General features: G+C 60.5%; 28 protein-coding genes, 2 tRNA genes and 1 pseudogene. 9 read left to right on the top strand and 22 right to left on the bottom strand.

What is annotated here, in order from left to right:
- Nucleotide 1 precedes the first annotated feature (1 nt).
- Nucleotides 2-427 (bottom strand): hypothetical protein, encoded by a 426-nt coding sequence (locus tag AC0L2Z_RS14250; RefSeq protein ID WP_473534310.1) that lies wholly within the window; start codon nt 425-427, stop codon nt 2-4.
- Nucleotides 428-467: 40 nt separating this feature from the next.
- Here AC0L2Z_RS14250 and AC0L2Z_RS14245 point away from each other — a divergent pair, with 40 nt between their 5' ends.
- A complete protein-coding gene (locus tag AC0L2Z_RS14245; RefSeq protein WP_473628415.1) occupies nt 468-623 on the top strand; it encodes a non-canonical purine NTP pyrophosphatase in 156 nt (51 codons plus the stop codon).
- 32 nt (nt 624-655) lie between these two features.
- Here AC0L2Z_RS14245 and AC0L2Z_RS14240 read toward each other — a convergent pair whose 3' ends face one another.
- The 11 genes from AC0L2Z_RS14240 to AC0L2Z_RS14190 form a co-directional block, all read right to left on the bottom strand.
- Nucleotides 656-1,927, bottom strand: a complete 1,272-nt coding sequence (locus tag AC0L2Z_RS14240) for a tyrosine-type recombinase/integrase (RefSeq protein ID WP_473628413.1) — start codon at nt 1,925-1,927, stop codon at nt 656-658.
- A gap of 212 nt (nt 1,928-2,139) precedes the next feature.
- Nucleotides 2,140-2,215: transfer RNA gene (locus AC0L2Z_RS14235), tRNA-Phe, on the bottom strand.
- Nucleotides 2,216-2,412: 197 nt separating this feature from the next.
- Nucleotides 2,413-2,616: a DNA gyrase inhibitor YacG gene (gene yacG, locus AC0L2Z_RS14230; RefSeq protein WP_473628412.1), complete on the bottom strand. Its 204-nt coding sequence runs from the start codon at nt 2,614-2,616 to the stop codon at nt 2,413-2,415.
- Nucleotides 2,613-3,239, bottom strand: a complete 627-nt coding sequence (locus AC0L2Z_RS14225; RefSeq protein WP_023803279.1) for a Maf-like protein — start codon at nt 3,237-3,239, stop codon at nt 2,613-2,615. The genes yacG and AC0L2Z_RS14225 overlap by 4 nt, the downstream gene beginning before the upstream one ends.
- Nucleotides 3,240-3,266: 27 nt before the next feature.
- Complete coding sequence (gene infA, locus AC0L2Z_RS14220; RefSeq protein WP_006200926.1) at nt 3,267-3,485, bottom strand: translation initiation factor IF-1; 219 nt, start codon at nt 3,483-3,485, stop codon at nt 3,267-3,269.
- Between the two features lie 204 nt (nt 3,486-3,689).
- Nucleotides 3,690-4,154: an arsenate-mycothiol transferase ArsC gene (locus AC0L2Z_RS14215; RefSeq protein ID WP_473524168.1), complete on the bottom strand. Its 465-nt coding sequence runs from the start codon at nt 4,152-4,154 to the stop codon at nt 3,690-3,692.
- A gap of 1 nt (nt 4,155) precedes the next feature.
- Nucleotides 4,156-4,641 (bottom strand): UPF0262 family protein, encoded by a 486-nt coding sequence (locus AC0L2Z_RS14210; protein ID WP_027155503.1) that lies wholly within the window; start codon nt 4,639-4,641, stop codon nt 4,156-4,158.
- 5 nt (nt 4,642-4,646) lie between these two features.
- A complete protein-coding gene (gene hisD, locus AC0L2Z_RS14205; RefSeq protein WP_473628410.1) occupies nt 4,647-5,939 on the bottom strand; it encodes a histidinol dehydrogenase in 1,293 nt (430 codons plus the stop codon).
- A gap of 9 nt (nt 5,940-5,948) precedes the next feature.
- Nucleotides 5,949-6,383, bottom strand: coding sequence for a DUF2948 family protein (locus AC0L2Z_RS14200; RefSeq protein ID WP_128175663.1), 435 nt, complete (start codon nt 6,381-6,383; stop codon nt 5,949-5,951).
- Between the two features lie 299 nt (nt 6,384-6,682).
- Nucleotides 6,683-7,975 (bottom strand): UDP-N-acetylglucosamine 1-carboxyvinyltransferase, encoded by a 1,293-nt coding sequence (gene murA, locus AC0L2Z_RS14195; protein ID WP_473628409.1) that lies wholly within the window; start codon nt 7,973-7,975, stop codon nt 6,683-6,685.
- 120 nt (nt 7,976-8,095) lie between these two features.
- Entirely contained in the window at nt 8,096-8,302 is a 207-nt protein-coding gene (locus tag AC0L2Z_RS14190) for a hypothetical protein (RefSeq protein WP_287176425.1), read from the bottom strand.
- Nucleotides 8,303-8,449: 147 nt separating this feature from the next.
- Here AC0L2Z_RS14190 and AC0L2Z_RS14185 point away from each other — a divergent pair.
- A tRNA-Thr gene (locus tag AC0L2Z_RS14185) sits at nt 8,450-8,524 on the top strand.
- A gap of 433 nt (nt 8,525-8,957) precedes the next feature.
- Here AC0L2Z_RS14185 and AC0L2Z_RS14180 read toward each other — a convergent pair.
- Nucleotides 8,958-9,467: a ferritin-like domain-containing protein gene (locus AC0L2Z_RS14180; protein WP_027155497.1), complete on the bottom strand. Its 510-nt coding sequence runs from the start codon at nt 9,465-9,467 to the stop codon at nt 8,958-8,960.
- Between the two features lie 766 nt (nt 9,468-10,233).
- Here AC0L2Z_RS14180 and AC0L2Z_RS14175 point away from each other — a divergent pair.
- Genes AC0L2Z_RS14175 through AC0L2Z_RS14165 form a run of 3 tightly spaced genes read left to right on the top strand, consistent with a single transcriptional unit; the run spans nt 10,234 to nt 12,148 of the window.
- Nucleotides 10,234-10,878, top strand: a complete 645-nt coding sequence (locus tag AC0L2Z_RS14175) for a hypothetical protein (RefSeq protein WP_473628407.1) — start codon at nt 10,234-10,236, stop codon at nt 10,876-10,878.
- Complete coding sequence (locus tag AC0L2Z_RS14170) at nt 10,875-11,270, top strand: phage holin family protein (protein WP_473628405.1); 396 nt, start codon at nt 10,875-10,877, stop codon at nt 11,268-11,270. The genes AC0L2Z_RS14175 and AC0L2Z_RS14170 overlap by 4 nt, the downstream gene beginning before the upstream one ends.
- Nucleotides 11,267-12,148: a hypothetical protein gene (locus tag AC0L2Z_RS14165; protein WP_027155576.1), complete on the top strand. Its 882-nt coding sequence runs from the start codon at nt 11,267-11,269 to the stop codon at nt 12,146-12,148. Before AC0L2Z_RS14170 ends, AC0L2Z_RS14165 begins: the two co-directional genes overlap by 4 nt.
- Here the strand turns inward: AC0L2Z_RS14165 and AC0L2Z_RS14160 are convergent.
- On the bottom strand, nt 12,041-12,340 hold the full coding sequence (locus tag AC0L2Z_RS14160; protein WP_287225358.1) for a hypothetical protein: 300 nt from the start codon (nt 12,338-12,340) through the stop codon (nt 12,041-12,043). The two genes, AC0L2Z_RS14165 and AC0L2Z_RS14160, sit on opposite strands and share 108 nt — an antisense overlap.
- A 758-nt stretch (nt 12,341-13,098) precedes the next feature.
- On the opposite strand from AC0L2Z_RS14160, the pseudogene AC0L2Z_RS14155 reads away from it, so the two are divergent.
- Nucleotides 13,099-13,977 (top strand): annotated as a pseudogene (locus AC0L2Z_RS14155) (hypothetical protein); the annotation flags it as partial.
- Here AC0L2Z_RS14155 and ligD read toward each other — a convergent pair.
- The gene (gene ligD / locus AC0L2Z_RS14150) at nt 13,960-15,783 is read right to left on the bottom strand and encodes a DNA ligase D (RefSeq protein WP_473628403.1); all 1,824 of its coding nucleotides are present in this window, start codon (nt 15,781-15,783) and stop codon (nt 13,960-13,962) included. The pseudogene AC0L2Z_RS14155 and the gene ligD sit on opposite strands and share 18 nt — an antisense overlap.
- Here ligD and AC0L2Z_RS14145 point away from each other — a divergent pair.
- The gene (locus tag AC0L2Z_RS14145; RefSeq protein ID WP_287225363.1) at nt 15,782-16,183 is read left to right on the top strand and encodes a DUF3606 domain-containing protein; all 402 of its coding nucleotides are present in this window, start codon (nt 15,782-15,784) and stop codon (nt 16,181-16,183) included. The genes ligD and AC0L2Z_RS14145 overlap by 2 nt on opposite strands.
- A 227-nt stretch (nt 16,184-16,410) precedes the next feature.
- A complete protein-coding gene (locus tag AC0L2Z_RS14140) occupies nt 16,411-16,665 on the top strand; it encodes a low affinity iron permease family protein (RefSeq protein WP_287225365.1) in 255 nt (84 codons plus the stop codon).
- A 205-nt stretch (nt 16,666-16,870) separates the two neighbouring features.
- On the opposite strand, the gene AC0L2Z_RS14135 is transcribed toward AC0L2Z_RS14140, so the two are convergent.
- The 4 genes from AC0L2Z_RS14135 to AC0L2Z_RS14120 form a co-directional block, all read right to left on the bottom strand.
- Nucleotides 16,871-17,170 carry a DUF1236 domain-containing protein gene (locus tag AC0L2Z_RS14135; protein WP_091597134.1) on the bottom strand — a complete coding sequence of 100 codons (300 nt, stop codon included), beginning with the start codon at nt 17,168-17,170 and terminating at the stop codon, nt 16,871-16,873.
- A gap of 248 nt (nt 17,171-17,418) precedes the next feature.
- Complete coding sequence (locus AC0L2Z_RS14130) at nt 17,419-17,973, bottom strand: DUF982 domain-containing protein (protein ID WP_473628401.1); 555 nt, start codon at nt 17,971-17,973, stop codon at nt 17,419-17,421.
- 207 nt (nt 17,974-18,180) lie between these two features.
- Nucleotides 18,181-18,618 carry a VOC family protein gene (locus AC0L2Z_RS14125; RefSeq protein ID WP_473628399.1) on the bottom strand — a complete coding sequence of 146 codons (438 nt, stop codon included), beginning with the start codon at nt 18,616-18,618 and terminating at the stop codon, nt 18,181-18,183.
- A gap of 588 nt (nt 18,619-19,206) precedes the next feature.
- A complete protein-coding gene (locus AC0L2Z_RS14120; RefSeq protein ID WP_473628397.1) occupies nt 19,207-19,419 on the bottom strand; it encodes a KTSC domain-containing protein in 213 nt (70 codons plus the stop codon).
- A 390-nt stretch (nt 19,420-19,809) separates the two neighbouring features.
- Between AC0L2Z_RS14120 and AC0L2Z_RS14115 the strand changes: the two genes are divergently transcribed.
- The gene (locus tag AC0L2Z_RS14115; RefSeq protein ID WP_473628395.1) at nt 19,810-20,634 is read left to right on the top strand and encodes a class I SAM-dependent methyltransferase; all 825 of its coding nucleotides are present in this window, start codon (nt 19,810-19,812) and stop codon (nt 20,632-20,634) included.
- A 51-nt stretch (nt 20,635-20,685) separates the two neighbouring features.
- Here the strand turns inward: AC0L2Z_RS14115 and AC0L2Z_RS14110 are convergent, their stop codons facing one another.
- The 3 genes from AC0L2Z_RS14110 to AC0L2Z_RS14100 form a co-directional block, all read right to left on the bottom strand.
- Complete coding sequence (locus AC0L2Z_RS14110; protein ID WP_023800259.1) at nt 20,686-20,784, bottom strand: hypothetical protein; 99 nt, start codon at nt 20,782-20,784, stop codon at nt 20,686-20,688.
- Nucleotides 20,785-20,937: 153 nt separating this feature from the next.
- Nucleotides 20,938-21,186, bottom strand: a complete 249-nt coding sequence (locus AC0L2Z_RS14105; RefSeq protein WP_027155572.1) for a DUF982 domain-containing protein — start codon at nt 21,184-21,186, stop codon at nt 20,938-20,940.
- A 330-nt stretch (nt 21,187-21,516) separates the two neighbouring features.
- Complete coding sequence (locus AC0L2Z_RS14100) at nt 21,517-21,786, bottom strand: hypothetical protein (RefSeq protein ID WP_473628394.1); 270 nt, start codon at nt 21,784-21,786, stop codon at nt 21,517-21,519.
- Between the last annotated feature and the right edge of the window lie 748 nt (nt 21,787-22,534).

Genomic DNA, 22,534 nt, shown 5'->3' with positions numbered 1-22,534 from the left:
ACTAATCGCCGTCCTCCGAATCGGCATCGGGCGTCAGAATCGGCCACGTGCAGCCAGACGCCGGACCGGGGTGACGCGGCTCAGTTTCAGGCGCGCCGTACTCGTCCCCTATCTTGTCGATGACGTTTAGGCGGCGGGCGGGGGGAGCGTCGGCGGCGCCGCTACCCGTCATCGTCAGCAGCTTTTGGCGTAGCTCAACAGCGGGGATAGGCACAACGTTATACGCGCCTTGCCAGTCCTTGGACGCGACCTGCTCAGTGACGGCTAGTTGGATGGATCGCCAGTTTAGAAACGAGCACCCGGCCTTGATCTCACACTCGACCAGCATGAGCAGATCGTCAGCGTCTGGACTTTCGCCGACCGTAGTCGATGAAGAACGGCGCGGCGCTTTCGAAGGCAAGTCGCGCATTACGAGAGCAGCTATCATCTGACCTTGCTGTTCATGCCGTCGCCGGACAGCCAAGCGCGTGCGGAAAGCGCGCTCGTCGACTCGCATCATTCCGAAGGCGAGACAGACTCATACGTTCGTGGGTGAGACGATGGGAACTATCGCTCGCGCGCCTCGGGGATCGCGGGAGTTCTACTGGGACGGCCTTTTCTGCCCGACGACGGTGGCGGGATGACCTACGCCCCATTTGGTCGTCCGGTTGGAGATTCATCTCGGTGTTTGGTGTGCCGTCGCTGTTGGGTTCAAAGTGGACGGTCGCGATGGTGTATGAACGGCAGGCCTGCCGCGTCGCCCGCTCGAGATCACTAGCCTCTCGAGTTCATCCAAATAATCTGCCCACCACTGCATCATCTTGACACGCTCTTCCCAATGCTCAGCCCGGGCGTAGGCACGACGAACATCGTTGTTTTCGATGTGGGCCAGTTGCCGCTCTATGGCATCCGGATGCCAATTTCCGCATTCGTTTAGCAGAGTTGATGCCGTTGCTCGAAAACCGTGCGCGGTAGCTTCCTCTTTGCTATAGCCCATACGGCGAAGGGCGGCGTTAAGCGTGTTGTCGGAAATCGGACGCGAACCCGATCGAACACTAGGAAACAACAGCGATCCACCACCAGAGATTTCTCTGAGTGAGGTCAGGACGCTGACCGCCTGCCTGGAAAGAGGTACACGGTGCGGCCTTCGCATCTTCATGCGTCCTTCAGGGATGCTCCACACCGACCTTTCGAAATCGAACTCGTCCCATCCGGCCGCGCGCAGCTCGCCGGGGCGGGGAAACAGCAGGGCCATCAGCTTCAGGGCGGCTCGGGTTGTTGGCTGTCCGTCAAACGCATTGATCGCCCTCAGCAAGCCTCCCAAGGCCTTAGGATCGGTAACTGCGGCACGCGGCGTGACCGTCGGACCGACGAGTGCGCCCCTCAGGGCGATCGTCGGATCTACATCGGCGCGTGCGGTTGCGATTGCATATCGAAACACGCTGCCGATGGTGGAGCGCAGTCGCCTGGCCGACTCGTATCGACCGCGAACCTCCACGCTGCGGAGAGCAGCAAGAATTGTGGCCGGATCGATCTCCCTTATGCTTTTGTCCCCAAATGTTGGATAGGCAAAGTCGAGCAACCATTTGACCTTGGTGATGGTCCGGTCGGCACGTCCCTCCTTCTTCAGCTTGTCGACATAATCCTCCGCGATTGAGCGAAAGGTGTCCTCTGCTGAAGCCTTTTGCGACTTACGCTCCTGTGCGGGGTCGATGCCATGTAGGAGAAGACGTTTGGCGGTATCGCGCGCCTCGCGTGCCTCAGCGAGGGAGATGAGGGGATAGCTGCCGAACGCCAGAAGCTTCTGCTTGCCCCCAAAACGATAGGCGAGGCGCCATAGCCGAGATCCGGTAGGCTGCACCCAAAGCTGGAGCCCGCCACCGTCAGAAAATTTCACGAGCTTGGAAGCGGGTCGGGCATTTCGGCATTTCACGTCGGTCAGCGCCATTTTCGGGACCTCCATTTGGCTGCATCGATACCATCAGGATCTCCAATACCAGCGAAAATACCAGCCCTCCGCCTCGTTGGACCAACCACGCCGAAATTCCACAAAACCCGACCAACCGCGCCTTGCGCACTAAAATCACCAAGGATTTCAGCTAGTTGCCAAGACAGAAGCGTAGAAGCTTCGGCGAAAGAGACTGTCGGGAGAAGAGGGAATGGTGCCCAGAGGCGGATTCGAACCACCGACACGCGGATTTTCAGTCCGCTGCTCTACCAACTGAGCTATCTGGGCCTGTTCCGGCACGCGGGCAGTTCTGCACGCCGGATTTCTTGAAAGCGCCGCAGGCGCCCCTTGAAAGCGCGTGGGTTATAGCACGGGAATCCGGCCTGTCCAGCGCCTAAGCGTTGATTTCAAGCGGCAAACGAGCAATCACTGGACAGCTCGATTCATGGGACGTGGTCGAAGTCACCAAGCCGTGCCGAACAGCTTCATTTGGGAGGGTCGTTGTCCGTTTCGTCCTCGTCGTCGCGGCCCGAAATGACATAGGTGCCCTTGAGCCAGCGGTTGAGGTCGATGTCCTTGCAGCGCACGGAGCAGAACGGGTAGGTCTCGCGCGCCGACGGCTTGCCGCATTCGGGGCAGGGCCGCTTGGGGCGCAGCGGCGTGACCTTGTCGTCCGCACCCGAGTTCATGGCCGAACTGACTGCCAGTTGGCATGCACCTTGAAGCCCTCGCCGGCCAGCAGCGCCACCGTCTCATAGAGCGGCAGGCCGACGACGTTGGTGTAGGAGCCGACAAGCTTGACGACGAAGGCGCCGGCCAGACCCTGGACGGCGTAGCCGCCGGCCTTGCCGCGCCATTCTCCCGAGGCCACATAGGCGTCGATCTCGGCGCGCGGCAGCCGCTTGAAACGCACCCTGGTCTCGACCAGTCGCTGGCGCAGCTTGCCGCTCGGCGTAACCAGGCAGATGCCGGAATAGACCCGGTGCGAACGGCCGGACAGCAGTCCGAGGCAATTGACGACGTCGTCGAACGTTTCGGCCTTGGGCAGGATGCGCCGGCCGACGGCGACCACCGTGTCGGCGGCCAGCACAAAGCTCGGTGCATAATCCTCTTCCGTCTGCAGCGAGGCCAGCGCCTTTTCGGCCTTTTCCTTCGACAGGCGCTTGGCCAGCGAGCGTGGATGCTCGGCGCGCAGCGGCGTTTCGTCGACGCCGGCCGGCAGCACGCGGTCCGGCTCGATGCCGGCCTGCTGCAGCAGTTCGATCCGGCGCGGCGAACCCGAGGCAAGCACGAGCTTCTGCAAAATGCTCATCGCGATCCCGGCCGAGCTCTGACGATCTTACTTGAAACGGTAGGTGATGCGGCCCTTGGTCAGGTCGTAGGGTGTCATCTCGACAAGGACCTTGTCGCCGGTCAGCACGCGGATACGGTTCTTGCGCATGCGGCCGGCGGTGTGGGCGATGATTTCGTGTTCGTTTTCAAGCTTCACCCTGAACATCGCATTGGGCAATAATTCCGTGACGACACCCGGAAACTCGAGGACTTCTTCCTTCGGCATTCGATACCTTTGCTTGGATGGATTCCCAGCGCCTAGAGCATGATGCCGAAAAGTGTGAAGCGGTTTTCGGACGACATCATGCTCTACTTCTTGGATTTAGAGGCGGATTCAGATTTCAGGTCGAACAGACCTGAAATCATCCGACTCTAGCCGGAATTTGGGCGGAACCTATATGATAATCGTGCGCTTGTGAACATGCTTAAATCAGCCCGGTTTCTCTGCTTCCGGCGCCAGAAAACGGCGGCCGATCCGCGCCTTCAGCCGTTCGCGCACCTCGCGATAGGCGGCCATGATCTGCTCGCGCGTGCCGCCGACGCCAGTCGGGTCCGGCATCGGCCAATATTCGACGTCGACGGAAAGCGAGCGGGTAAGCTCGAGCGCGGTGTGATGGGCTTCCGGCGACAGCGTGATGATCAGGTCGAAATAGTCGTCCTCGAGATCGTCCAGTGTCCTCGGGTGCCGGTCGCCGAGCGAAAGCCCGTCCTCGGCCAGCACGGCGTCGACGAACGGGTCGCGTTCGCCGCCGCGCACCCCGGCCGACGCGACGAAGGTCGCGGCCGGAAGCACTTTGCGCGCCAGCAGTTCGGCCATCGGCGAGCGCACGGCGTTCATGGCGCAGACGAACAGGATCGAGCGGGGCGGGATCGAGCGGGGCAGAGGGACTGACAGTTCAGCCTCGCCAGTGCAGTACGCAGACCAGCGTGAACAGCCGGCGCGCCGTGTCGAAATCGATGTCGATCTTGCCGGCCAGCCGGTCCATCAGTGTCTGCGAGCCCTCATTGTGCAGGCCGCGCCGGCCCATGTCGATCGCCTCGATCTGGCTGGGCGTCGAGGTGCGGATGGCATCGTAATAGCTTTCGCAGATCATGTAATAGTCCTTGACGATGCGCCTGAGTGGCGTCAGCGACAGGATGTGGGTTACGACCGCCGCGCCATCCTCGCGCGTCACCGCGAAGACCAGGCGGGATTCGGCCAGCGACAGTTTTAGCCGGTAGGGCCCGGCGCCGTCGTCATTGACCGGCTGGAAGCTGTTTTCCTCGATCAGGTCGAAGATCGCCACCGCCCGCTCATGCTCGACGTCGGGCGTCGAACGGCCGATCGATTCGTCGAGTTCGACATCGATGAGCCTGGCACGGGTTCGATCGTAGTCCGCCATGTCAGCTACATATTCAGCCGGATGGCGACGGAGCGTCCATGCCCGTCGAGGCCTTCCGCTGTGGCCAGCGCGATGGCCGCCGGCGCCAGCGCCCGCAATTGCTCCGGCCCGAGCTTCAGGATCGAGGTGCGCTTGACGAAATCGAGCACCGAAAGCCCGGACGAGAAGCGCGCCGAGCGCGCCGTCGGCAGCACGTGGTTGGAGCCGCCGACATAGTCGCCGATGGCTTCCGGCGTGTGGCGGCCGAGAAAGACGGCGCCGGCATTGCGCATCCGCGCCAGGAAGGCTTCCGGCTCGTCGATGGCAAGCTCGACATGCTCGGCCGCGATGCGGTCGACCAGCGGCAGCGCCGCCTCGATTCGGGGGACGTGGATGACGGCGCCGAAATCGCGCCAGCTCGCCGCCGCCGTCCCGGCGCGCGACAGGTTTTGCAACTGGCGTTCGACCGCCTGTTCGACCGCCGCGCCGAAGACAGGATCGTCGGTGATCAGGATCGACTGCGCCGACACGTCATGCTCGGCCTGGGCAAGCAGGTCGGCGGCGATCCAGTCCGGATCGTTATTGCCGTCGGCCACGACAAGCACTTCCGATGGCCCGGCGATCATGTCGATGCCGACCGTGCCGAACACCTGGCGCTTGGCCGCCGCGACATAGGCATTGCCGGGGCCGACGATCTTGGCGACCGGCTTTATCGTTTCGGTGCCGTAGGCAAGCGCTGCGATCGCCTGCGCGCCGCCGACGCGGTAGATCTCGGTTATGCCGGTCAGGTCCGCCGCCACCAGCACCAGCGGATTAATGATGCCGCCGGGCGCCGGCACCGCCATGACGACGCGCTCGACGCCGGCGACCTTGGCCGGCACGGCGCTCATCAGCACCGAGCTTGGATAGCTCGCCGTACCGCCCGGCACATAGAGCCCGACCGCCTCGATCGCGGTCCAGCGCGAGCCGAGCTCGACGCCGGCAGCGTCGGTATAACGGTCGTCGTTCGGCCGCTGCCGCTCGTGATGCGAACGGATGCGGTCACGGGCGAATTTGAGCGCCTCGATCGTCTGCGGGTCGGCCGCATCGTAGGCCTTGGCGATGTCGTCTTGCGACACGGCAATGCCGAGGCCTTTCATATCGGCCTTTTCGAATCTCTGCGTGTAGTCGATGAGCGCCGCGTCGCCCTCGGCGCGCACCCGCGCGATGATCGCGCGCACCACCGCGTCGACGTCCTCCGAGACCTCGCGCTTGGTCAAAAGGAACGCGGCAAACCGCTGCTCGAAATCGGCATCGGACAGACGAAGCGTGATGGCCATCTTGTGTCCTCAGGCTCCGTGGAAGGGACGCGACGTCGCTTCCCAGGCGCCGCCAATGTCAGCCAGCCGCGCCTCGATGCACTCGACATCGAGCATGATCGCGCCGCCGCCTGAAAAGATCAGCTCGACAATGCCGGCCGGCTTGTCGAGCGCGACGAAGCTGATCGCCAGCAGCGACAGCACCTCGTCCGGCTTGTCGCGGGCAATGCCGCTGGTCTTGGCGCCCAGCACCCGGTCGAAATGCAGCACGCTTTGCCGCCGCTCATTGTGCTGGCGGAAGAAACCGGATTTCGCCTCCCAGACGAAGCGGTTCATCGTCATCATGAAGCGCTTGACCGCCGGCATGTATTCGAGGTCGCCGACCTTGAGCACGGCGTCCTGGACATGGGCCGAGACGATGCTCAGATCCTGATCGTCGAGCGCGACAAGCTTGAGAAGGTTCATGCGGAGTTCGCACCTGCGAAGGATTACATCAGTTTTCTGTTAGGCGGTCTTGGCGATCCGTGCAACCGCGCCACGGATTCCAGCACAATCGCATCAGGTTTGCGCCGCCCCTCACCTGCCTGCCGGCATCCTCTCCCCGCATAGTGGCGGGGAGAGGGACGCCTTCGCAAGGATTTCGCCAATATCCGGCGTTGCAGAAAGGGCGCCGAGGTCGCGGCCAGCCCCTTCTCCCCGTCACTATACGGGGACAAGATGCCGGCAGGCAGATGAGGGGCAGCGCCGACCTCAGGCCGTTACCTCTACCCCGAAATCCGCTCGATCTCCGCGCCGCAGCCGGACAGCTTTTCTTCCAGCCGCTCAAAACCGCGGTCGAGATGATAGACCCGGTTGACCGTGGTCTCGCCTTCGGCTGCCAGGCCGGCGATGACCAGCGACACCGAAGCGCGAAGGTCGGTCGCCATCACCGGCGCGCCCTTCAGCTTCGGCACGCCGTCGACGATCGCCGTCTGGCCGGACAATGTTATGTGGGCGCCGAGCCGGGCAAGTTCCTGGACGTGCATGAAGCGGTTTTCGAAGATCGTCTCGGTGATGCGCGACTTGCCCTTGGCCATCGTCATCAGGCCCATGAACTGCGCCTGCAGGTCGGTCGGGAACGCCGGGAACGGCGCTGTCGTCACGTCGACCGGCGCAATGCCGGCGCCGTTGCGCCTGACGCGGATGCCGGAATTGGTCTGCGTGATCTCGGCGCCGGTTTGGGAAATCACGTCGAGCGCGGTCTGCAGCAGGTCCGCCCGCGCGCCTTCGAGCACGACATCGCCGCCGGTCATGGCGACGGCCATCGCATAGGTGCCGGTCTCGATGCGGTCGGGTATCACCCGGACGCGCGCGCCCGACAGCGCCTCGACGCCGTCGATGGTGATGGTCTCGGTGCCAGCGCCATAAATCCTGGCGCCCATGGCGTTGAGGCATTCGGCGAGGTTAAAGATCTCAGGCTCGCGGGCGGCGTTTTCGAGCACCGTCTCGCCCTTGGCCAGGGACGCCGCCATCATCAGCACATGGGTGGCGCCGACCGACACTTTCGGGAAGACGTAGCGATTGCCGACAAGACGGCCGTTCCTGGTCTTGGCGATGACATAGCCGGTGTCGACGTCGATATCGGCGCCCAGCGCCTGGAGGCCTTCCAGGAAAATGTCGACCGGCCGCGTGCCGATGGCGCAACCGCCGGGCAGCGACACCTTGGCCTCGCCCATGCGGGCAAGCAGCGGGCCGATCACCCAGAAGGAGGCGCGCATCTTCGACACCAGCTCGTAGGGGGCCGTTGTATCGACGATGTTGCGGGCGGAGAAAGTGACGGTGCGCGAATAGCCCTCCTGCTGCTTTTCGCGGCGTCCGTTGACCGAGTAGTCGACGCCATGATTGCCGAGGATGCGGATCAACTGCTCGACATCGGCCAGATGCGGCACGTTTTCCAGGGTCAGCGTGTCGTCGGTGAGCAGCGAAGCGATCATCAGCGGCAGCGCGGCGTTCTTCGCGCCCGAGATCGGGATGCTTCCGGCAAGCTTGTTGCCGCCGACAATTCTGATGCGATCCATGGAAGAGCGTCCCCTCGGCCGAAAGGCCGGTTTAATCGGTTGAGTCTGTTGTGGCCCGTCTAAACCATTGGCCGGCTTGGTTCAAGAAACAGGATTCTCGCCCTGGCCAGCCTGTTGATATCAATCCTTTTGCGTTTCCCTTAAGGCGCCGAACCCTTCCGGCCGCTTGTCAGCCTCGCCAGTGCGTCGCGAGCGCGACTGCGCCTTGCGCTTCTGCAGATTGGCGCGCAATTGCTCGGCGAGCCGGGTCTGGCGGTCAGCCTTCTTCGGTGGGCTGTCCTTTTTCGATGGCCCGCCCTTGTCAGTTGGAGTTGCCTTGTCGTTCATGGTTCCGTCCCGGCTGACCCGCTATTCAGGGAGCCAACAATGTGGCGCTGCCATGTCCGCAAAAGCCGTCGGAGCGGGCTTTCACAGATCGCTTGCGCTTGGCCTTGCGCTTGCCGGTTCGATATGGCAGAAGCCCCGCCATCAGCGGCTGCGGTAGCTCAGTGGTAGAGCACTCCCTTGGTAAGGGAGAGGTCGAGAGTTCAATCCTCTCTCGCAGCACCAGTTTATCCCATTGAAATCGTTCAACCACTTGACACGCAAGGCTCTCGTGATCGCTGCAGATTCCTTCAACGGAATTGGTTGGCACAAGATCGACAAGCGCAGCCCCTTGACATCGACGTGTATCCATTCCCATACGATGAAGGTGATGTGCGACGAGATTCAGGCTCCCACGGCCAGAACAGGTCATAGCGCCCGGGAATCAGCATGCGTGCGAACATCCTGGCTGCACAAACCATGCCGGCTGGGATTTTCGCGAGGCCTAGCAAGCCTCGCGCAGGTTCTGCTTCGAACATCGCGCTGAGAGGGAGCGGTTTCTTTTAGAACGTCAACCAATCCGCCATCCCTTCGCGTCTGAAGCCCTACCGGGTTTGACGTCGATCAGCCTCGTACCGCCGAAGGATTTCTACAACGCGATCGCAAGACTTTAGGCATGTCACCGTTTCGCGGTGTCAGCATCCCGCTCGTCGCGTCTGAGGAACTCGCTGGTGACCGTGCCGAGTTGGTTTTCCAGCCAATCTGCCATCGCCTCTTCTTCGCGGAGGTTTTCTTTACACGCTCTTTGGGTCTCGGAGTCGCCGACCTCGCCGGCTGCGGCAATGAGCATTTTGTAGCTGGCGATTTCCATATGTTCGAATGTGTAGCTAGCCAGTGATCCTTTCATCACCTCATCGCCTGCAAACATGCCGCTGATGTTCTGTCCGATGGCGATTAGCTTACCGCCGGCGTCCTTCAGCGTCGAAGATCCGTCGCCGATCCGATCGAGGCATTGTTCAAGACGTTTTGCCTGTTGCCTCGTTTCTTCGAGATGCATGTTCATCCGGTCGCGAATCTCGGGATAGTTTTCGAGACGCTCGATTTGGCCGCTCAACATGGTCTCGGCTTGTTCTTCCATGGCGTGAGCGTCGCGAAGCCACTGCACCAGACGTTCCTTGGAGTCTGTCATGTCTGTCTCCGTTGGTCAGCATTGTCTTACTGCCATCGCAACGCTGCCACAGACCGTTAGTTCCGATCGCCTGCAAAGCGCAGTCGATACCCGGCGGTGACCACGACATCCCGTCCCGCAGGTCGCTGCCTCCCCGGCCAAAAGCCCCTTGAAGCGCAACATTAGCGTCAGCTAATAGTGCTCTGTGAGCAGTGGGCGTTGCCTGGTAGGCGCCGGCCGGCAGCTTTTGGTCCGCCGCAGGAACAAGCTCCAGAGGTTAGGGCGGTGAGTATCTCAGATCAGAGCGGCCCGAGGACGAATGTGGCCAGTAGGGCAACAAAAAGCACAGCGGTGATCACGGCGCCCCACATGAGGACCCTTCCTGTGCCGCGTTGCTCTTCCTCGCGAGGTATCTCTTTCGCCATAGCAAGCATCCTTTTTGAGAAGTTCGGTGACTCAGCAACGTGTCTTGCGGAGGCTGGTTCCCGGCAGCCATCTTGAACGGATCAGCTTTCGGAGGGGCCTATTGATGCCCTGGTTCATTTGGATATTTCCCTTGGACCCACGCCATGGGCGCGCTGTCGCTAGAAGTCCATGCGATGGACGCCGGTTTTGGCACCGAATTCTTACTGCTAATTTAGCTGGAAGTGATGGAACCTGTTTGCCCCCGCCAAGTTCGTTAGGCAATGGAGGAGATTGCCACCATGAACAGTGTCATTTATCTCATCGGCCTTGTCGTCGTCGTGCTTGCGATCCTCTCCTTCCTCGGATTCCATTAGGAGATACCATGCAGCGCGAAGACGATCAGGGCCGTAAGCCGGCCGATTTCGAAACAGCCAAAAGCGAACTGTCTGAACGGTTCCAGCAGGAAACGCAGACCGCGACAGAGGCGCTACACGGCGCTCGCGACGAACTCGCCAGGAAGGCGGGCGACTACGCTGCTGAAGCGAAGCAGGCGTTGTTCGACAAAGCCGAGGGAACACAGCGCGATATCAGCTCCAACCTGAAGGCCTTTAGCGGAGCCTTGCGAGCAGCAAGCGAGCATCTGGCGAATAATAATCAACGGACCGCTTCGAAGTTCACCCTCGATGCCGCCGGCTCGCTTGAACGCCTTTCATCTTCGTTGAAGGACAAACCATTCGAAGATGTTCTTGGCGAGATGCGGACTTTCGGCCGCGAAAACTCAGGGGCGCTGATAGCCGGCTCAGTATTGGCAGGCTTGGCGCTGGGGCGGTTTATCAAGAGCACGCCGCCATCTGCTCGGACCGAGACACCGAGTCGATCGCAAACAGACGGGGGTTCAGAAACGGTTTCGAACTCGGATCAGTCCGCTACGCGATCGGCAGAGGCACCTGACACTACGCCGCCCCCCTTCAATCAGCCCAGAGACGACAGGGATTTGGCAGGCGCAAGCCTGGAGCAGAACCCATGAACAACAATCAGGAAAGTCGCGGCCTCGCAACCCTCGTCAGCGATCTGGCACAGCAGGTCACAAGCCTGCTTCAAACCGAAAGTAGGCTGTTGCGGGCCGAAATGTCGGAGAAAATCAGCAAGGCCGGCACAGGCGCCGCCGAGGTTCTGGCCGGCGCCATATGCCTTCTCGCGGCCTTGATGGTGCTTTTGCAAGCACTCGTAATCGCCCTGGCGAGTGCCGGCCTGGGAGCGGGATGGTCCTCGCTGCTTGTCGGGATCGTCGTCGCGGTACTGGGGATCATTCTCTTGCGCTCCGGCACGAAAAGCATGGCTCCTTCCGAGCTGACGCCTGATCGCACACAAGACCAACTCAAGCGCGACGCGCGCGTGATCAAGGATCAAATAAGATGAGCGAAAAATCCGCAGCCGAGCTCGAACGCGATGCCGACATCGCCCGTGCTAAAGTAGCAGACACCGCCGATTCGATCCGCAGCAAGATGACACCGGGTCAATTGATCGACGAATTTACCGGGATGTTCGCCGGTGGCGAGGGATCTGCCATGCTTGGCAATCTCAAGTCGCAAGTCAGGGACAACCCGTTGCCATTGACGTTGATTGGAGCCGGCCTGGCCTGGCTGATGCTCGGCGACGGCACGTCGGCAACCAACTCAGCTGCCGCCGCCTATCGGACAGGCACAGCTCCTGACGCTTTCTCTAACTTGCGCGGCGATGATTTCAGCCAGGGCAACGAAGGGTCCGGAATCGGGGCGATGCTCTCCGATACCGCCGGTTCGGTTACATCAGCAGCAAGCGACGCGGCCGAAGCTGCAGCAAACGCTGCAACGGGCGCCAAGGAGAGGATGACAAAAACCGCCGGACAGCTCGGCTCAAGCGCCAGCGAGATAGCGGCTCGGACGCGCCAATCGGCACAAGACCTCTTCGAGCGCGAACCGCTGGCTATCGCCGCAGTCGGCCTTGCGCTGGGCACTGCCATCGGGGTGATGCTGCCCCACACAGCCACAGAGGACGAGCAACTTGGCGCCTACCGCGACAAAATTCGCGACAGTGCGGAGGAGGTTTTCGAAACGGGCCTGGAGCAAGCAAAGCAAGTTGCCGCCGAGGCCTACGAAACGGTCAAGGAAGAGGCCGACCGGCAAGGCTCGGGTGGAGATGCAGGCACCCTAGCAGGCAAGGTCGGCAAAGTTGTGGAATCGACCGCAAACAGAACTGAGGAAGCCATTCGCGATCGTTTGCCGGGGTCGTCGGACGAGTCTTCTACCACCACATAGCGTCGCCACCAGCCTGAATGACGCGCTTGGTCCATACGATGTCATCCGGCACCGTCGCCGGTCGTAACCACACCGGATCGGAAGCGATTGCGGATGTGGTCTTGAAGTAGCGGCATTCACAATGGCGGCTTTGAACGCGGCGAAGGTCTCCGGCGGCACGTCCTCAGACTGGTAACATTTACCGCTGGCCACGAACCACGCCGAGAGGGTTCTGCGTTCCGGATCGTATTCCGTTTGCGTATCGAGGTGAACGCCATAACGCTCACACCTTGGTTCGGCGCGGGCCTGCTAGGTTTCTCCCCTTTTGGGTCCTATGACGGTAGTTAGAAAATCGCCAGATCGTCCTGAACGCGGGTTTGCAACGACCTAAACTTGCGTCCCGGTCCACCGCGTGAAGGTGGACCGACCCCGCTACCGCGACGTCGAAAGCCGGCGCTTCAAGCAGAGGCGCGCCTATCGGGGATCGCTTCGCCGTCGGCACCTGACCCGATCGTTCCAAGTCGGCCTGGTCCGGTGCCTGAACGACCGCCTGGAAGAGCTCGAACCCATCCCGAAATACGGCTGGTGTGTCGGGCATCGGCCCGCGTAGCGACCGACGCCTAAAGGCCGGCAGACAGGCCGCCGACAAGGTCAACCTGAACCGCGCGTTGGGCAACCAAGTCCGAAACCAAGTTCGCACGATATTTGGAATCAAGATTAGTCGGGTTGCCTCCCCGGCCGTAAGCCTTGAAGCGGAACGTTAGCGCGCGCTGATGGTTTTCTTTCAGCAGTGGTTGGCAATGCGACGTCAGAGGCATCCAATGTTGACCGTCGAAGGAAAATGGATATGGGACAGCTGGTATTGCCGGGATGATCAGGGACTCTGGCATGCCTTCTTTCTGCAGGCCGATCGCTCGCTAGGGAATCCCGAACTGCGACACTGGAATGTCACCTAGGGCCTTGCCACAAGTCCTGACCTGCGCAAATGGACGTATCGGGGAACGGTTTTCCGGCCGAGCAAAACTCCGTCTTTTGATGATCTGACGATCTGGACCGGCTGCATTGTGCGGAACGACAGGAATTCATGGACCCTCTTCTATACCGGGACATCACGCGCTGAAGAGGGCAAGATACAACGAATCGGACGCGCGAGTAGCGCCGATCTAGTCCATTGGAGAAGGCAGGGCCTTGCGCTCGAGCGCACCGGTGAGAATGCCGAGTATTACGAGGGTTGCGTTCCGCGGCGCTGGAAGGACTGCTCGCTGCGGGATCCTTGGGTGATACGTGACCCCGAGGGCTCTGGCTGGCTGATGTATTTCACGGCCCGATCGCCGATGCCATCGGATACCAATGCCTCTGGTGCAATTGGCGTTGCCCATTCGCACGATCTTGTAAATTGGCAGCTTCAGCCTCCGGTTTATGTCGGATCTTTCGGGGAAATCGAGGTCCCCCAAGTCTTCCAGCGGGGCGACAAATGGTTCTGCCTCTTCTGCACACATTCACAATGTTGGTCGGAAGAATTCAAACGCAACTATCCGGGAGAGCCGGTAGCGGGCATCCACTATCTTGGTGCCGATCATCCCTTGGGGCCATGGAAACCGGCGGACGGTCCATTCCTATACGGCACACCCGACTGCGAGATATATGCCGGGCGCCTTCTTACACATGGTGACCAGGACTATCTACTTGCCTTCATTTCGGGTCCGGAGGAGCGGTTTTCGGGGACAATCTGCGACCCTATTCCAATCCACTTTGACGCGTGCGGAAGATTGGCCTTGGTCGAGCCACGATCTCCAGATCCGCCGACTGATTATAGAGTCTCTGGTCTTCCTTCACGTCGGGCGATCTGAAAAAATGGCACGAGCGCGACCCGCTTTCCGCAGGCTTGTCTGCGGCGTCGGTCGAAATGGGCTTTGCAGCGTGAACGCGTCTGGCAGAATTCCCTTTTCGACCTGGCTCCAGGTTACGGGAGCTGCTATCGGAAAGTGTGGTCCGGCTCTTGGCGAATACGCACCGACCGCCGTGTTTCCTCGCCCATTTCGGAGATAATCCAGGAAGATCCGCCCTACGCGGGCGGACGGCGCAGCCGCCAACAGGTAGCGATCGGGATACTTGTTGACCAGCTGCTGCGCCAGCCTGCGTGCATACTGCCTGGCCGCATCGTGGGTGATCGCAGCGTTCAGCGGCGCCATCACATGCACGCCTTTGCCGCCAGTCACCTTCGGCCAGCTGTCGAGTCCTGCTGAACGCAGCATATCGCGGAGCGCCAAAGCCGTGCCGGCAACTAGCTCCCATTCGACTCCTTCGCCAGGATCCAGATCTATTACGAGGTGGTCGGCATGCTCGATATCATCAATGGTGGCGTTCCATGGGTGCAATTCGACAACGCCCATTTCCACCAAGCCAAGAAGCCCATCAAGGTCATCAACCCACAGCCTCACACCTTCGCCACCTTCGCGTTTCTGAACTCGCAGCTGATGCACGGCATCCGGAACTTTGGGCAATCTGCCCTTGTGATAGAACGTGACGCCGTGGGAGTGGCGAACCAGCTTGAGCGGGCGTCGGCCAAGGTGGACGAGCGCCTTCCTCGCTACCTTCGTCCAATATCCGATCAGATCCTCTTTCGAGGGCACGACGGCGTCGGGCAGCAATTGCAGAATGTTTTCGGGCGGCACGCCGAAACTTTCATCGGACGGCGGCCGCTTGCGGCCTAAAGGCGGCGCGCGGGCTGGTGGGCTCAGATCATCGCGCAGCCCCTTGAACACCGCCTCACGCAGCAGTCCGTCATCGGTGATCCCGCTATATTGGATTTCGGCCTCGACTGCTGGGTGCACCCAAGTTGCCTTGGGCTTGTCTATCGGTTCCGAGAGTGGAGATTTCGCCACAATCAGTGGGTCCAATCGTTCGCGCACTTCGCGTGCATCGCGCAGGCTGTAGCCGCTTTGCGCCTTGCCGGCATAGTGGACGCGATTCCCTTCGCGGCGGCCGAGATAAAGCGAGGCAATCCTGCGCGGCTTCGCCCCCAGCTTCTCGACGAAGGCAACGATCGGAAAGTTGTCGCTCTTGATGCATTTGAGCTTGAGCCAACTCTCCTGCCGGCCGGAGCGGTAGCGGGAATCTGCACGCTTCGACACGATCCCCTCCAGGCCCATTTCGCAGGCGTGCTCGAACACTGTCGGGCCGTCGCCCTCATAATGATCGACATAGACCAGCGCCGGCGGCGCGCCTCTCAAGAGACGTTGCAAGGCGCGCTTGCGTTCCAGCAGCGGAGCGTCCCGCAGATTCTTGCCGTTGAGGTGAAGCAGATCGAAAGCGTGGAAGATCAGCTTCGTTGACTCAGCTTTTCCAAGCTCGCGGCGTAGTGCCTGAAAGTCAGGAAGGCCGGTAGCGCCTAATACAGTCGCCTCGCCATCGATGATTGCGCGCTTTGCTTTCAGCTCAGCCGCGGCACCGACAATCGGGCCGTATCGGTCGGTCCAGTCGAAGCCCCTTCGGGTGAAGGCCTGCGCCTTGCCCCGCTGGATGATCAGCTGGGTCCGATAGCCATCGTATTTGATTTCGTGAATCCATCCATCGCCCTTGGGCGGCTTCTCGACCAGCGTGGGCATCTGGAATTCAATAAACGACAGCCGGCCAATGCCAGGCTCGGTAAGCATGCAATTGGACTCCAGACGCTTCGATTTGAATCAATATCCCCGTTTCGAATCGGTTCCGAAAAACAAAGTGAGGTCCGGCAGTGCTGGCATTCTCCCGTGTGAACAGAACTTGATCCCGCAGGCCCGCGGCAACGAAATCGGTTTGCCGGCGTTGCAATTGATTCGAAGCTCACAGGAGAACGCCATGGGCGATGACATGAGCGAGCGAGATTTCCGCGACCGCGTATCCGCCGGTGACGACTACGAGATCGAGTATTTTACCCAGCAGAACGGTGTCTCGGCAGACCAAGTCCGCCAACTTATCAAAAGCCACGGCAACAACCGGGCCGCTCTGACAGAACCCGCGAGGCGCTGCGTGAGCGGAAATGAGAAACAGCGAGGCCAGCCAGCTACAGGGTAAAGTTCACGACCGGCCGATCAGCCCGGGGCGGAGCATCTCGAGCGCTGTCCTATCCGCCGGCAAGATTTCGATTAGCGCGATCTTGGGCCAGGCACTTCATCACTACGAGCCAGAGCATGAGCTTCTGTCCTATGAAGATGCGTAGGAATTCTTGCACATGGCAAACCACCCAGTTCGGGGCACCATCACACACATTGGCACGCTGACGTCGCGGCCCGCAGGCGTTTTTGATTTTCCTGGCCTATGCCGGGCTTTGGCTTGTCTATGACGCACGCAGCCTCGATTGGCATTCGATTGCGACGCTAGCGACACGGGCCATGACGCTTTTCATCCAGCGCGCCGAACATCCCGATACTCAGGCCCTTCACGCCAAGACGGACGAACTGCTTTGCGCCGTCGGCAAGGCTGATAGCGAGACGGTCAAGTTCGACAAAGAGGAACCTGAAGAGATTGAAAGAGAACGAGAGCGAAAGCAGCAATGAGATTGACCGATAACGAGACCCGGCATTGCCGCGCGAAACCGTTGCAGCCCCAATGCGTTGGGTTGGGCCGCAAGTTGCCGGATGAGCCGACAGACCATTGCCTACGAGAGAGGGCAGGCAATGGTCTGTTGGATCAGACCGACTTCCAGATTTAGTGTCCTGCTATACCTTTCGGCACCGCGGGCTGTGCTCCCAGTCGCTTAGGTCACTCGATGACTTTGATGATCTTGCGTGTGCCTGGATCAACGACAACGGTCCGGTTGTCGACCATCACGTAACTGTATTTGGTGTCGGGAACTTCATGAAGCTCGACCGTCTCGGGCAGCGTTGAGCCGATATTGAGCTCTATCCCAGGGACCTTCACCGATGCGAGCGGCTGCTTCTTCACATATTCCCTGATGACGGTCTCCTGTTCAGGCTCGATGACTACGTCCTGAGCGGCAGCAGCGCCGATACCTGCCAGCAGCAGAAATCCCGCGGCTGCAGTGGAAAGTCGCATTTTCATAGTTGCCTCCTATGTGAGTCCTGTCGCGCCGAACAGCATCGTCACGCGCGATACTCACCGAACCCGCGGCAGCTGCAAAAGTTCCTTTGGCTGGGAGCTTCGGGCCGATCTCAGACAGGACCAAAGTCTCACTGTTCGCGCAACAGACTGGACATCGCACCATCCGGAACCGCGGCTGCCCCTAGTCGTTGCTCACTGTGAGTTCACTGGAAGAGCCCATGGAAAATAGCGTCCACCAAGCCCGCTGGTTACTCGCTCCGGTCTTCGCCGTCTCCATCGCGTTCCTTGGCAATTGGAATGTCGTTAGCTAGGGAATGCGCAGCAAGAGACCACCGCCATTCCTCGATTTGCGGGTGGTCCTGACCACGTCCGCCTAGGCGAGGCCTGTCAGCGGTTCCAAGGTGGCGAGGACGGGCATCACCCCACATCAGATCTTCAGCAACCCCGTCGAACTTCTTGAGGCCTTCGCTTGGGGGCTTCTGCTTATGAAGTCCCTGTTCCGTTGCAGCCGCCTCGAAGGCGGCGAACGCAGCTTGGTGACTGCAATGTCCGGCCAGGCATTCCTCGATCATTCGGATTGCTTCAAGCCGGGACGGCTTGTCCATGAATGGCCATGGTTGCTGAAGCGCTTTCGCAGCGTCGGCTATCGACGCGACCACCATCGGCCTGTGATTTGTAATCGGGACAAACGCCGTCATTTTCGTCGCTCCCCAGGAGTGAAGGCGGTTAAACGCGAAGACGTGGCGGTGGTTGCACATCATCGTCGTGAATTCAGGGCGCCGCTGCCCGACGCGAACGGCCATGCAGGCCTTAACCGCCGCCAAGATCCAGGACGTCGATGCGGTCGAGCAAAGGCGCGAGGCGCCGTTTCGTGGCAGCATGCCCACGTTTCGATAATTGCATGCGTGTAGCGCGGCCGACCGTGGAGGGATGGACGTCGAACAGGCGGGTCGGCCTCGGACGCGCTCGCTGGCATTGGTCACTCTTCGCCATTTGTCTTCGTATTGCGCTCAGCTGAGGTCTTGGGCTAGTCCGATGAGGAGCCCTTCAGGCCCACGGATGTAGCAGAGCCGATACGCGTCTTTATACTGGACTACTTCGCCTTCGAGCTGCGCGCCGCGCGTGCGGAGCCTTTCAAGCGTCTCGTCGATGTCGTCCACGGCGAACATGACGCGGAGGTAGCCGAAGGCGTTGACCGGGGCGTTCCGGTGATCTGCGACGACAGGCGGCGTGAGGAAGCGGGAGAGCTCGAGCCGGCTGTGGCCGTCCGGTGTGCGCAGCATGGCAATCTCGACACGCTGATCGCCCAGTCCAGTGACACGTCCGGCCCATTCTCCTTCGATCGTGGACCGCCCTTCGAGCTCGAGGCCGAGTTCGCGAAAGAAATCGATCGTGCCTCCGAGATCTTCGACGACGATTCCTACGTTGTCCATCCGCTTGAGCGCCATGTTTCGAATCTCCAGGGTGTCGTTCCAATCTACAGGGTGTCGCCTAGTCTAACAGCGGACGCTTGAGTGGCCCCAACACCGATAGATGATGACATATGGACGTGCGGTCGTGTCCACATGTCTACAATTCTGCGGCCCCAGGTGGCTAAGGACAGGCATCACGAAACGGATGTGGTGAGAACGCCACATGCAGCAACCGAACAACCCGCCGTACATCGTGCCGATGCGGCGAGCATGAGCGCGGCCCTACTGATGCCGCGCGAGCCGGTCCATGGGTGCGTTTGCTTCGGCCAAACTAGCCAGCGCTTGCTCGACTTTTTGAGCCGAGGCGTCAGTGCGCTTGATGTGCCGGATCATTTGCTGCCTCAACCGAGCGAGCCTTTCCGCGCGATATACATCGCCGTATCTCGCAGTTTCAAGGTGGAGGGTCGCGAGCCTCATGGGCGACGATTCCGATTATCTAGCAGTAGAAATTCGCGAATCCGCCTTTCGTTCCGATGTCCGACCTTACCCTCGCAAAAGCTGGCCGGACGGCCGCGACGAATGAGCCGCATCCCTGCCAAAAGAGAGATCGTCCGCTGATGCTGCTCAGTCGACCGCGGGTCCAACTAGACGGTAGCGGAAGTGATTTCGGATGTGGCCGTTGAAGAAGCGGCCCTTGGCGAAGGCGGCTTCGAACTCGGCGAAGGTCTCCGGCGGCACGTCCTCAAACTGGTAGCATTTACCGCTGGCCACGAGCCACACCGGGAGGACTTTGCGCTCCGGATCGTATTCCGTTTTGTGTATCGAGGTCGACGGCATGACGTGACTACTCCAATCAGGGAGAGAGTCCATCTGAAGTTGCCCGCGCCCACGGAGGGGAAGGACGCGGGCCGATCGGGAGGGGACACCGATCTCGCAGCACAGAAGATGCTGCAGGAACGAACGTCCTGCCCATGCCGGTGTTCCATAGGAAACAAAAAAACCCGCCGCACAGGAGAGCGACGGGGCGATCAAGCGGTCACCGAGCTCGGGTGGGTCGGGATGCCCGGTTCGCGGATCGTGGAAAAATCCTACGCGCGCCGGCTGCGGCACGTCTACCAACCGCCGGTTGGCGCGGTTGCTTGTTTGACAGACGCGCGCCTATGATGACTGCTTAAAAGCGCCGATCGAGCCTTTTGCCGAGCGGCTCGTTGTGCGGAAAGGAACGCTATGGCCGAGCAGGAGCAGTGGCAGCTGCAAGGCAGCGCCGCGGAACTCTACGAGCGCTACCTGGTCCCGGCAATCACAGCCCTGTGGGCTGCCGACCTGGTGGATCGTGCTGCGCCTCAATCTGGTGAGCGGGTTCTGGACGTAGCTTGCGGCACCGGCGTGGTGGTACGCTTGGCGGCCGAGCGTATGGGAAGTGGGCAGGTCGTCGGCCTCGACATCAACACGGGCATGCTTGCCGTTGCTCGATCCCTCCCGACAGGCGCTGGACCGCGTATCGACTGGCACGAGGGAAGCGCGCTCGAAATGCCGTTCCCTGACGCCACCTTCGATCTGGTTCTTTGCCAGCTCGGACTGCAGTTTTTCCCGGACCGGTCGAGTGCGCTACGTGAGATGTTCCGGGTGCTGGTGCCTGACGGCCGACTGGCCTTAAGCGTTTTCAGCGCTATTGAGCGCACTCCTGCGGCAAAGGCGCTGGTGGACGCCTTGGATCGACACCTCGGTCCAGGCGCTTCGGCAACGAAACGGTCCGAGCATTCACTCGCCGATGCGGACGAGCTTTACCGATTGGTGGCCGGGGCGGGATTTCGTCAGGTGACCATCCACACGACGACACAGAACATCCGATTCCCCTCGTCAAAGGAATATGTGCGACTACAGCTGGCAGCGACTCCGCAGGCAGGGCTGGTCAGCGGAATGGATGCCGGACACCGCGACGCAGTCATCGCAGCGATTATGGGTGATGTAAGTTCTTCGCTGGCAATCTATTCAACTGGAGGGGAGCTGATGTTCGCCCAAGAGGCTCACGTCGTGCTCGCACGCAAATAGCGCAGCTCACTGTGCGGCATCCGGTGTTCAACAGCGCCCACGGAAGTGAGCCTAATTAGAGGAGGAGCGTAGCAGCCCCTCCTCCTTGACAGCAACCTCGAAGGCCTTCCTTACGTCGTCGGGCGTGCGCTCGCCATCATGGACGGCCATGCAGGCCTTAACTGCCTCCACATAGTCCCCGCTTGGTCCACTTCATGAATTCAGCAGCGGCTCCCTCGACATTGTTGCAGCCGTAGGTGAGCCCAGGTCGGTCGGTCTCGATGTTGACGGGAGGGTGAAACCAATGGATGGCCATGATACCTCCTACTCAGGCGAGAGATACATCTCCGCCTCTTTAGCGGCAGCCACGAAAGCCTTTCGAATCACGTGAGGGTCAATCGGATCGCCCTCCAGTGCTGACAGGCAGAGGGTCCACGCCTTGTGCCAGTGAGGTCCTCTCCGGGTCCACGTCTTGAGCTGCTCAAGGGCTGCCCTCGCATTGTTGCAGCCATGCCTGGCGCCTTCCGTTTCAGTCTTCACGAACACCGGAGGGACGAACCAAAGGGTTGCCATGATACCTCCTACTCAGGCGAGAGATATACGGTCGCCTCCTTGGCCGCCGCCTCAAGGCTTCACGGACCTCTTGGGGGGACACTCTGCCCTCGAACGCGTCAACGCATGATTGGACCGCCTTCGTCCATTTCGAGCCTTTGTGTCCCACGCCATGAGTTCCTGAGCGGCTCCCTTGACACGTTTCGCCTTCACGTAGACGGAGGGAGAGAACCAGAGGAGTCTCATGATGAATAAATTAGGGGATGCTCACTTGTTTGGTAGAGGCGAGATCACAGCGGCGGCTCGATCGAGTTCTCTGACCGGCTCTCATTTCCGGATCATGCCAGTCGCTTACCGCCCCAGCGCTTGTTTCAAAGCCGACAGAAGTTCTTCCTCGTCCACCACTCCGGCCATGTAATTGGAAATAATTCGGGACGCGAGCGTTTCGCGTTGTTGTTCCGATTGACCGTCAATCCTCAAGCGATTGAACACTCGGCCAAGCAGCGCCAGCTCGGACCGCTCGGTTACCTTCCCGAAATGCCATTCAACAAAGTCTTTGAAATCGTTCTCGCCAAGTTGCAGTTGAGGAGATCCGATCTTTACGTGACGCAGGCTTTTCATTTGTTGCCGGCGAGCCGCTCGAGCAACATCCTAGCATCAGACGTGGATGTCTGCTTCGATGCAGTGACGAAACATGAACTGGCCGGCCGGAGAGTGATTGCGCCCGGCGGAGCTGCCGCAAATGCATGCCGGAGGCATGGCCTCAAGCCACTTGTATCTTGTCATCCAAGCGCCCCGGGGCAGGACATATGAAGACAAAGCCGCCGAAATTTCGGCCGCCATCAAAAGGTTCTTGTAAGGGGTGGCAGATGCTCATACCGCCTCGGTTTGCGTTCGCGCCGCTCAGCGTTCGATCTGATGCCTGGGTCATTTGATGAACGTCACAGTGTTACAAAAAGCTCGTAAGCTGTTGATTCCATTACAGCAACTCAGAGTTCAATCCTCTCTCGCAGCACCAGTTTCAAGGCTTTCTGGAAGGGCTTCTATGCCGCCCTGTGCGCAGCTGCGCGGGGCCGGCGCGGGGATGCGCGAGTGCGCCGGATCGACCGCCGCCACCTTGTCTCAGTTTGGAGTTCGGCCGCGGGTGGCGAAGGTTTTGCCAATCGCGTGATTGCAGCCTATGCTTCGATATCGGCCGCCGGTGCTGCGGATGCAGCCGACAGTAAGAGGGTACGTGCTCTTGCCCGTCCGGGAGAGAGCCGTGTCCCAGTCCCTTCCTCGCAATCATGTGCTGAAAGCCCTCTCCCCAGAGGATTTTGCGCTGTTACTGCCGTCGATGCATCATGTCCAACTGAACCTCAAAGCCCAA

The sequence above is a fragment of the Mesorhizobium sp. WSM4850 genome (assembly GCF_055811735.1).
Note: the sequence above shows the minus strand (reverse complement) of the source record. Positions and strands in the feature narration are given on the sequence as shown.

What these genes read in the sequence shown, in the direction of transcription:
- AC0L2Z_RS14110 (WP_023800259.1), bottom strand. Translation starts at nt 20,784, where the DNA reads ATGGCCGTCCATGATGGCGAGCGCACGCCCGACGACGTAAGGAAGGCC.
- murA (WP_473628409.1), bottom strand. Translation starts at nt 7,975, where the DNA reads ATGGATCGCATCAGAATTGTCGGCGGCAACAAGCTTGCCGGAAGCATC.
- AC0L2Z_RS14145 (WP_287225363.1), top strand. Translation starts at nt 15,782, where the DNA reads ATGCAATTGGACTCCAGACGCTTCGATTTGAATCAATATCCCCGTTTC.
- AC0L2Z_RS14165 (WP_027155576.1), top strand. Translation starts at nt 11,267, where the DNA reads ATGAGCGAAAAATCCGCAGCCGAGCTCGAACGCGATGCCGACATCGCC.
- AC0L2Z_RS14130 (WP_473628401.1), bottom strand. Translation starts at nt 17,973, where the DNA reads ATGGCCGTTCGCGTCGGGCAGCGGCGCCCTGAATTCACGACGATGATG.
- hisD (WP_473628410.1), bottom strand. Translation starts at nt 5,939, where the DNA reads ATGGCCATCACGCTTCGTCTGTCCGATGCCGATTTCGAGCAGCGGTTT.
- AC0L2Z_RS14250 (WP_473534310.1), bottom strand. Translation starts at nt 427, where the DNA reads ATGATAGCTGCTCTCGTAATGCGCGACTTGCCTTCGAAAGCGCCGCGC.
- ligD (WP_473628403.1), bottom strand. Translation starts at nt 15,783, where the DNA reads ATGCTTACCGAGCCTGGCATTGGCCGGCTGTCGTTTATTGAATTCCAG.
- AC0L2Z_RS14240 (WP_473628413.1), bottom strand. Translation starts at nt 1,927, where the DNA reads ATGGCGCTGACCGACGTGAAATGCCGAAATGCCCGACCCGCTTCCAAG.
- AC0L2Z_RS14115 (WP_473628395.1), top strand. Translation starts at nt 19,810, where the DNA reads ATGGCCGAGCAGGAGCAGTGGCAGCTGCAAGGCAGCGCCGCGGAACTC.
- AC0L2Z_RS14170 (WP_473628405.1), top strand. Translation starts at nt 10,875, where the DNA reads ATGAACAACAATCAGGAAAGTCGCGGCCTCGCAACCCTCGTCAGCGAT.
- AC0L2Z_RS14175 (WP_473628407.1), top strand. Translation starts at nt 10,234, where the DNA reads ATGCAGCGCGAAGACGATCAGGGCCGTAAGCCGGCCGATTTCGAAACA.
- AC0L2Z_RS14210 (WP_027155503.1), bottom strand. Translation starts at nt 4,641, where the DNA reads ATGGCGGACTACGATCGAACCCGTGCCAGGCTCATCGATGTCGAACTC.
- AC0L2Z_RS14180 (WP_027155497.1), bottom strand. Translation starts at nt 9,467, where the DNA reads ATGACAGACTCCAAGGAACGTCTGGTGCAGTGGCTTCGCGACGCTCAC.
- yacG (WP_473628412.1), bottom strand. Translation starts at nt 2,616, where the DNA reads ATGAACTCGGGTGCGGACGACAAGGTCACGCCGCTGCGCCCCAAGCGG.
- AC0L2Z_RS14200 (WP_128175663.1), bottom strand. Translation starts at nt 6,383, where the DNA reads ATGAACCTTCTCAAGCTTGTCGCGCTCGACGATCAGGATCTGAGCATC.
- AC0L2Z_RS14135 (WP_091597134.1), bottom strand. Translation starts at nt 17,170, where the DNA reads ATGAAAATGCGACTTTCCACTGCAGCCGCGGGATTTCTGCTGCTGGCA.
- AC0L2Z_RS14225 (WP_023803279.1), bottom strand. Translation starts at nt 3,239, where the DNA reads ATGAGCATTTTGCAGAAGCTCGTGCTTGCCTCGGGTTCGCCGCGCCGG.
- AC0L2Z_RS14125 (WP_473628399.1), bottom strand. Translation starts at nt 18,618, where the DNA reads ATGGCGCTCAAGCGGATGGACAACGTAGGAATCGTCGTCGAAGATCTC.
- AC0L2Z_RS14100 (WP_473628394.1), bottom strand. Translation starts at nt 21,786, where the DNA reads ATGAAAAGCCTGCGTCACGTAAAGATCGGATCTCCTCAACTGCAACTT.
- infA (WP_006200926.1), bottom strand. Translation starts at nt 3,485, where the DNA reads ATGCCGAAGGAAGAAGTCCTCGAGTTTCCGGGTGTCGTCACGGAATTA.
- AC0L2Z_RS14190 (WP_287176425.1), bottom strand. Translation starts at nt 8,302, where the DNA reads ATGAACGACAAGGCAACTCCAACTGACAAGGGCGGGCCATCGAAAAAG.
- AC0L2Z_RS14120 (WP_473628397.1), bottom strand. Translation starts at nt 19,419, where the DNA reads ATGCCGTCGACCTCGATACACAAAACGGAATACGATCCGGAGCGCAAA.
- AC0L2Z_RS14105 (WP_027155572.1), bottom strand. Translation starts at nt 21,186, where the DNA reads ATGGCAACCCTTTGGTTCGTCCCTCCGGTGTTCGTGAAGACTGAAACG.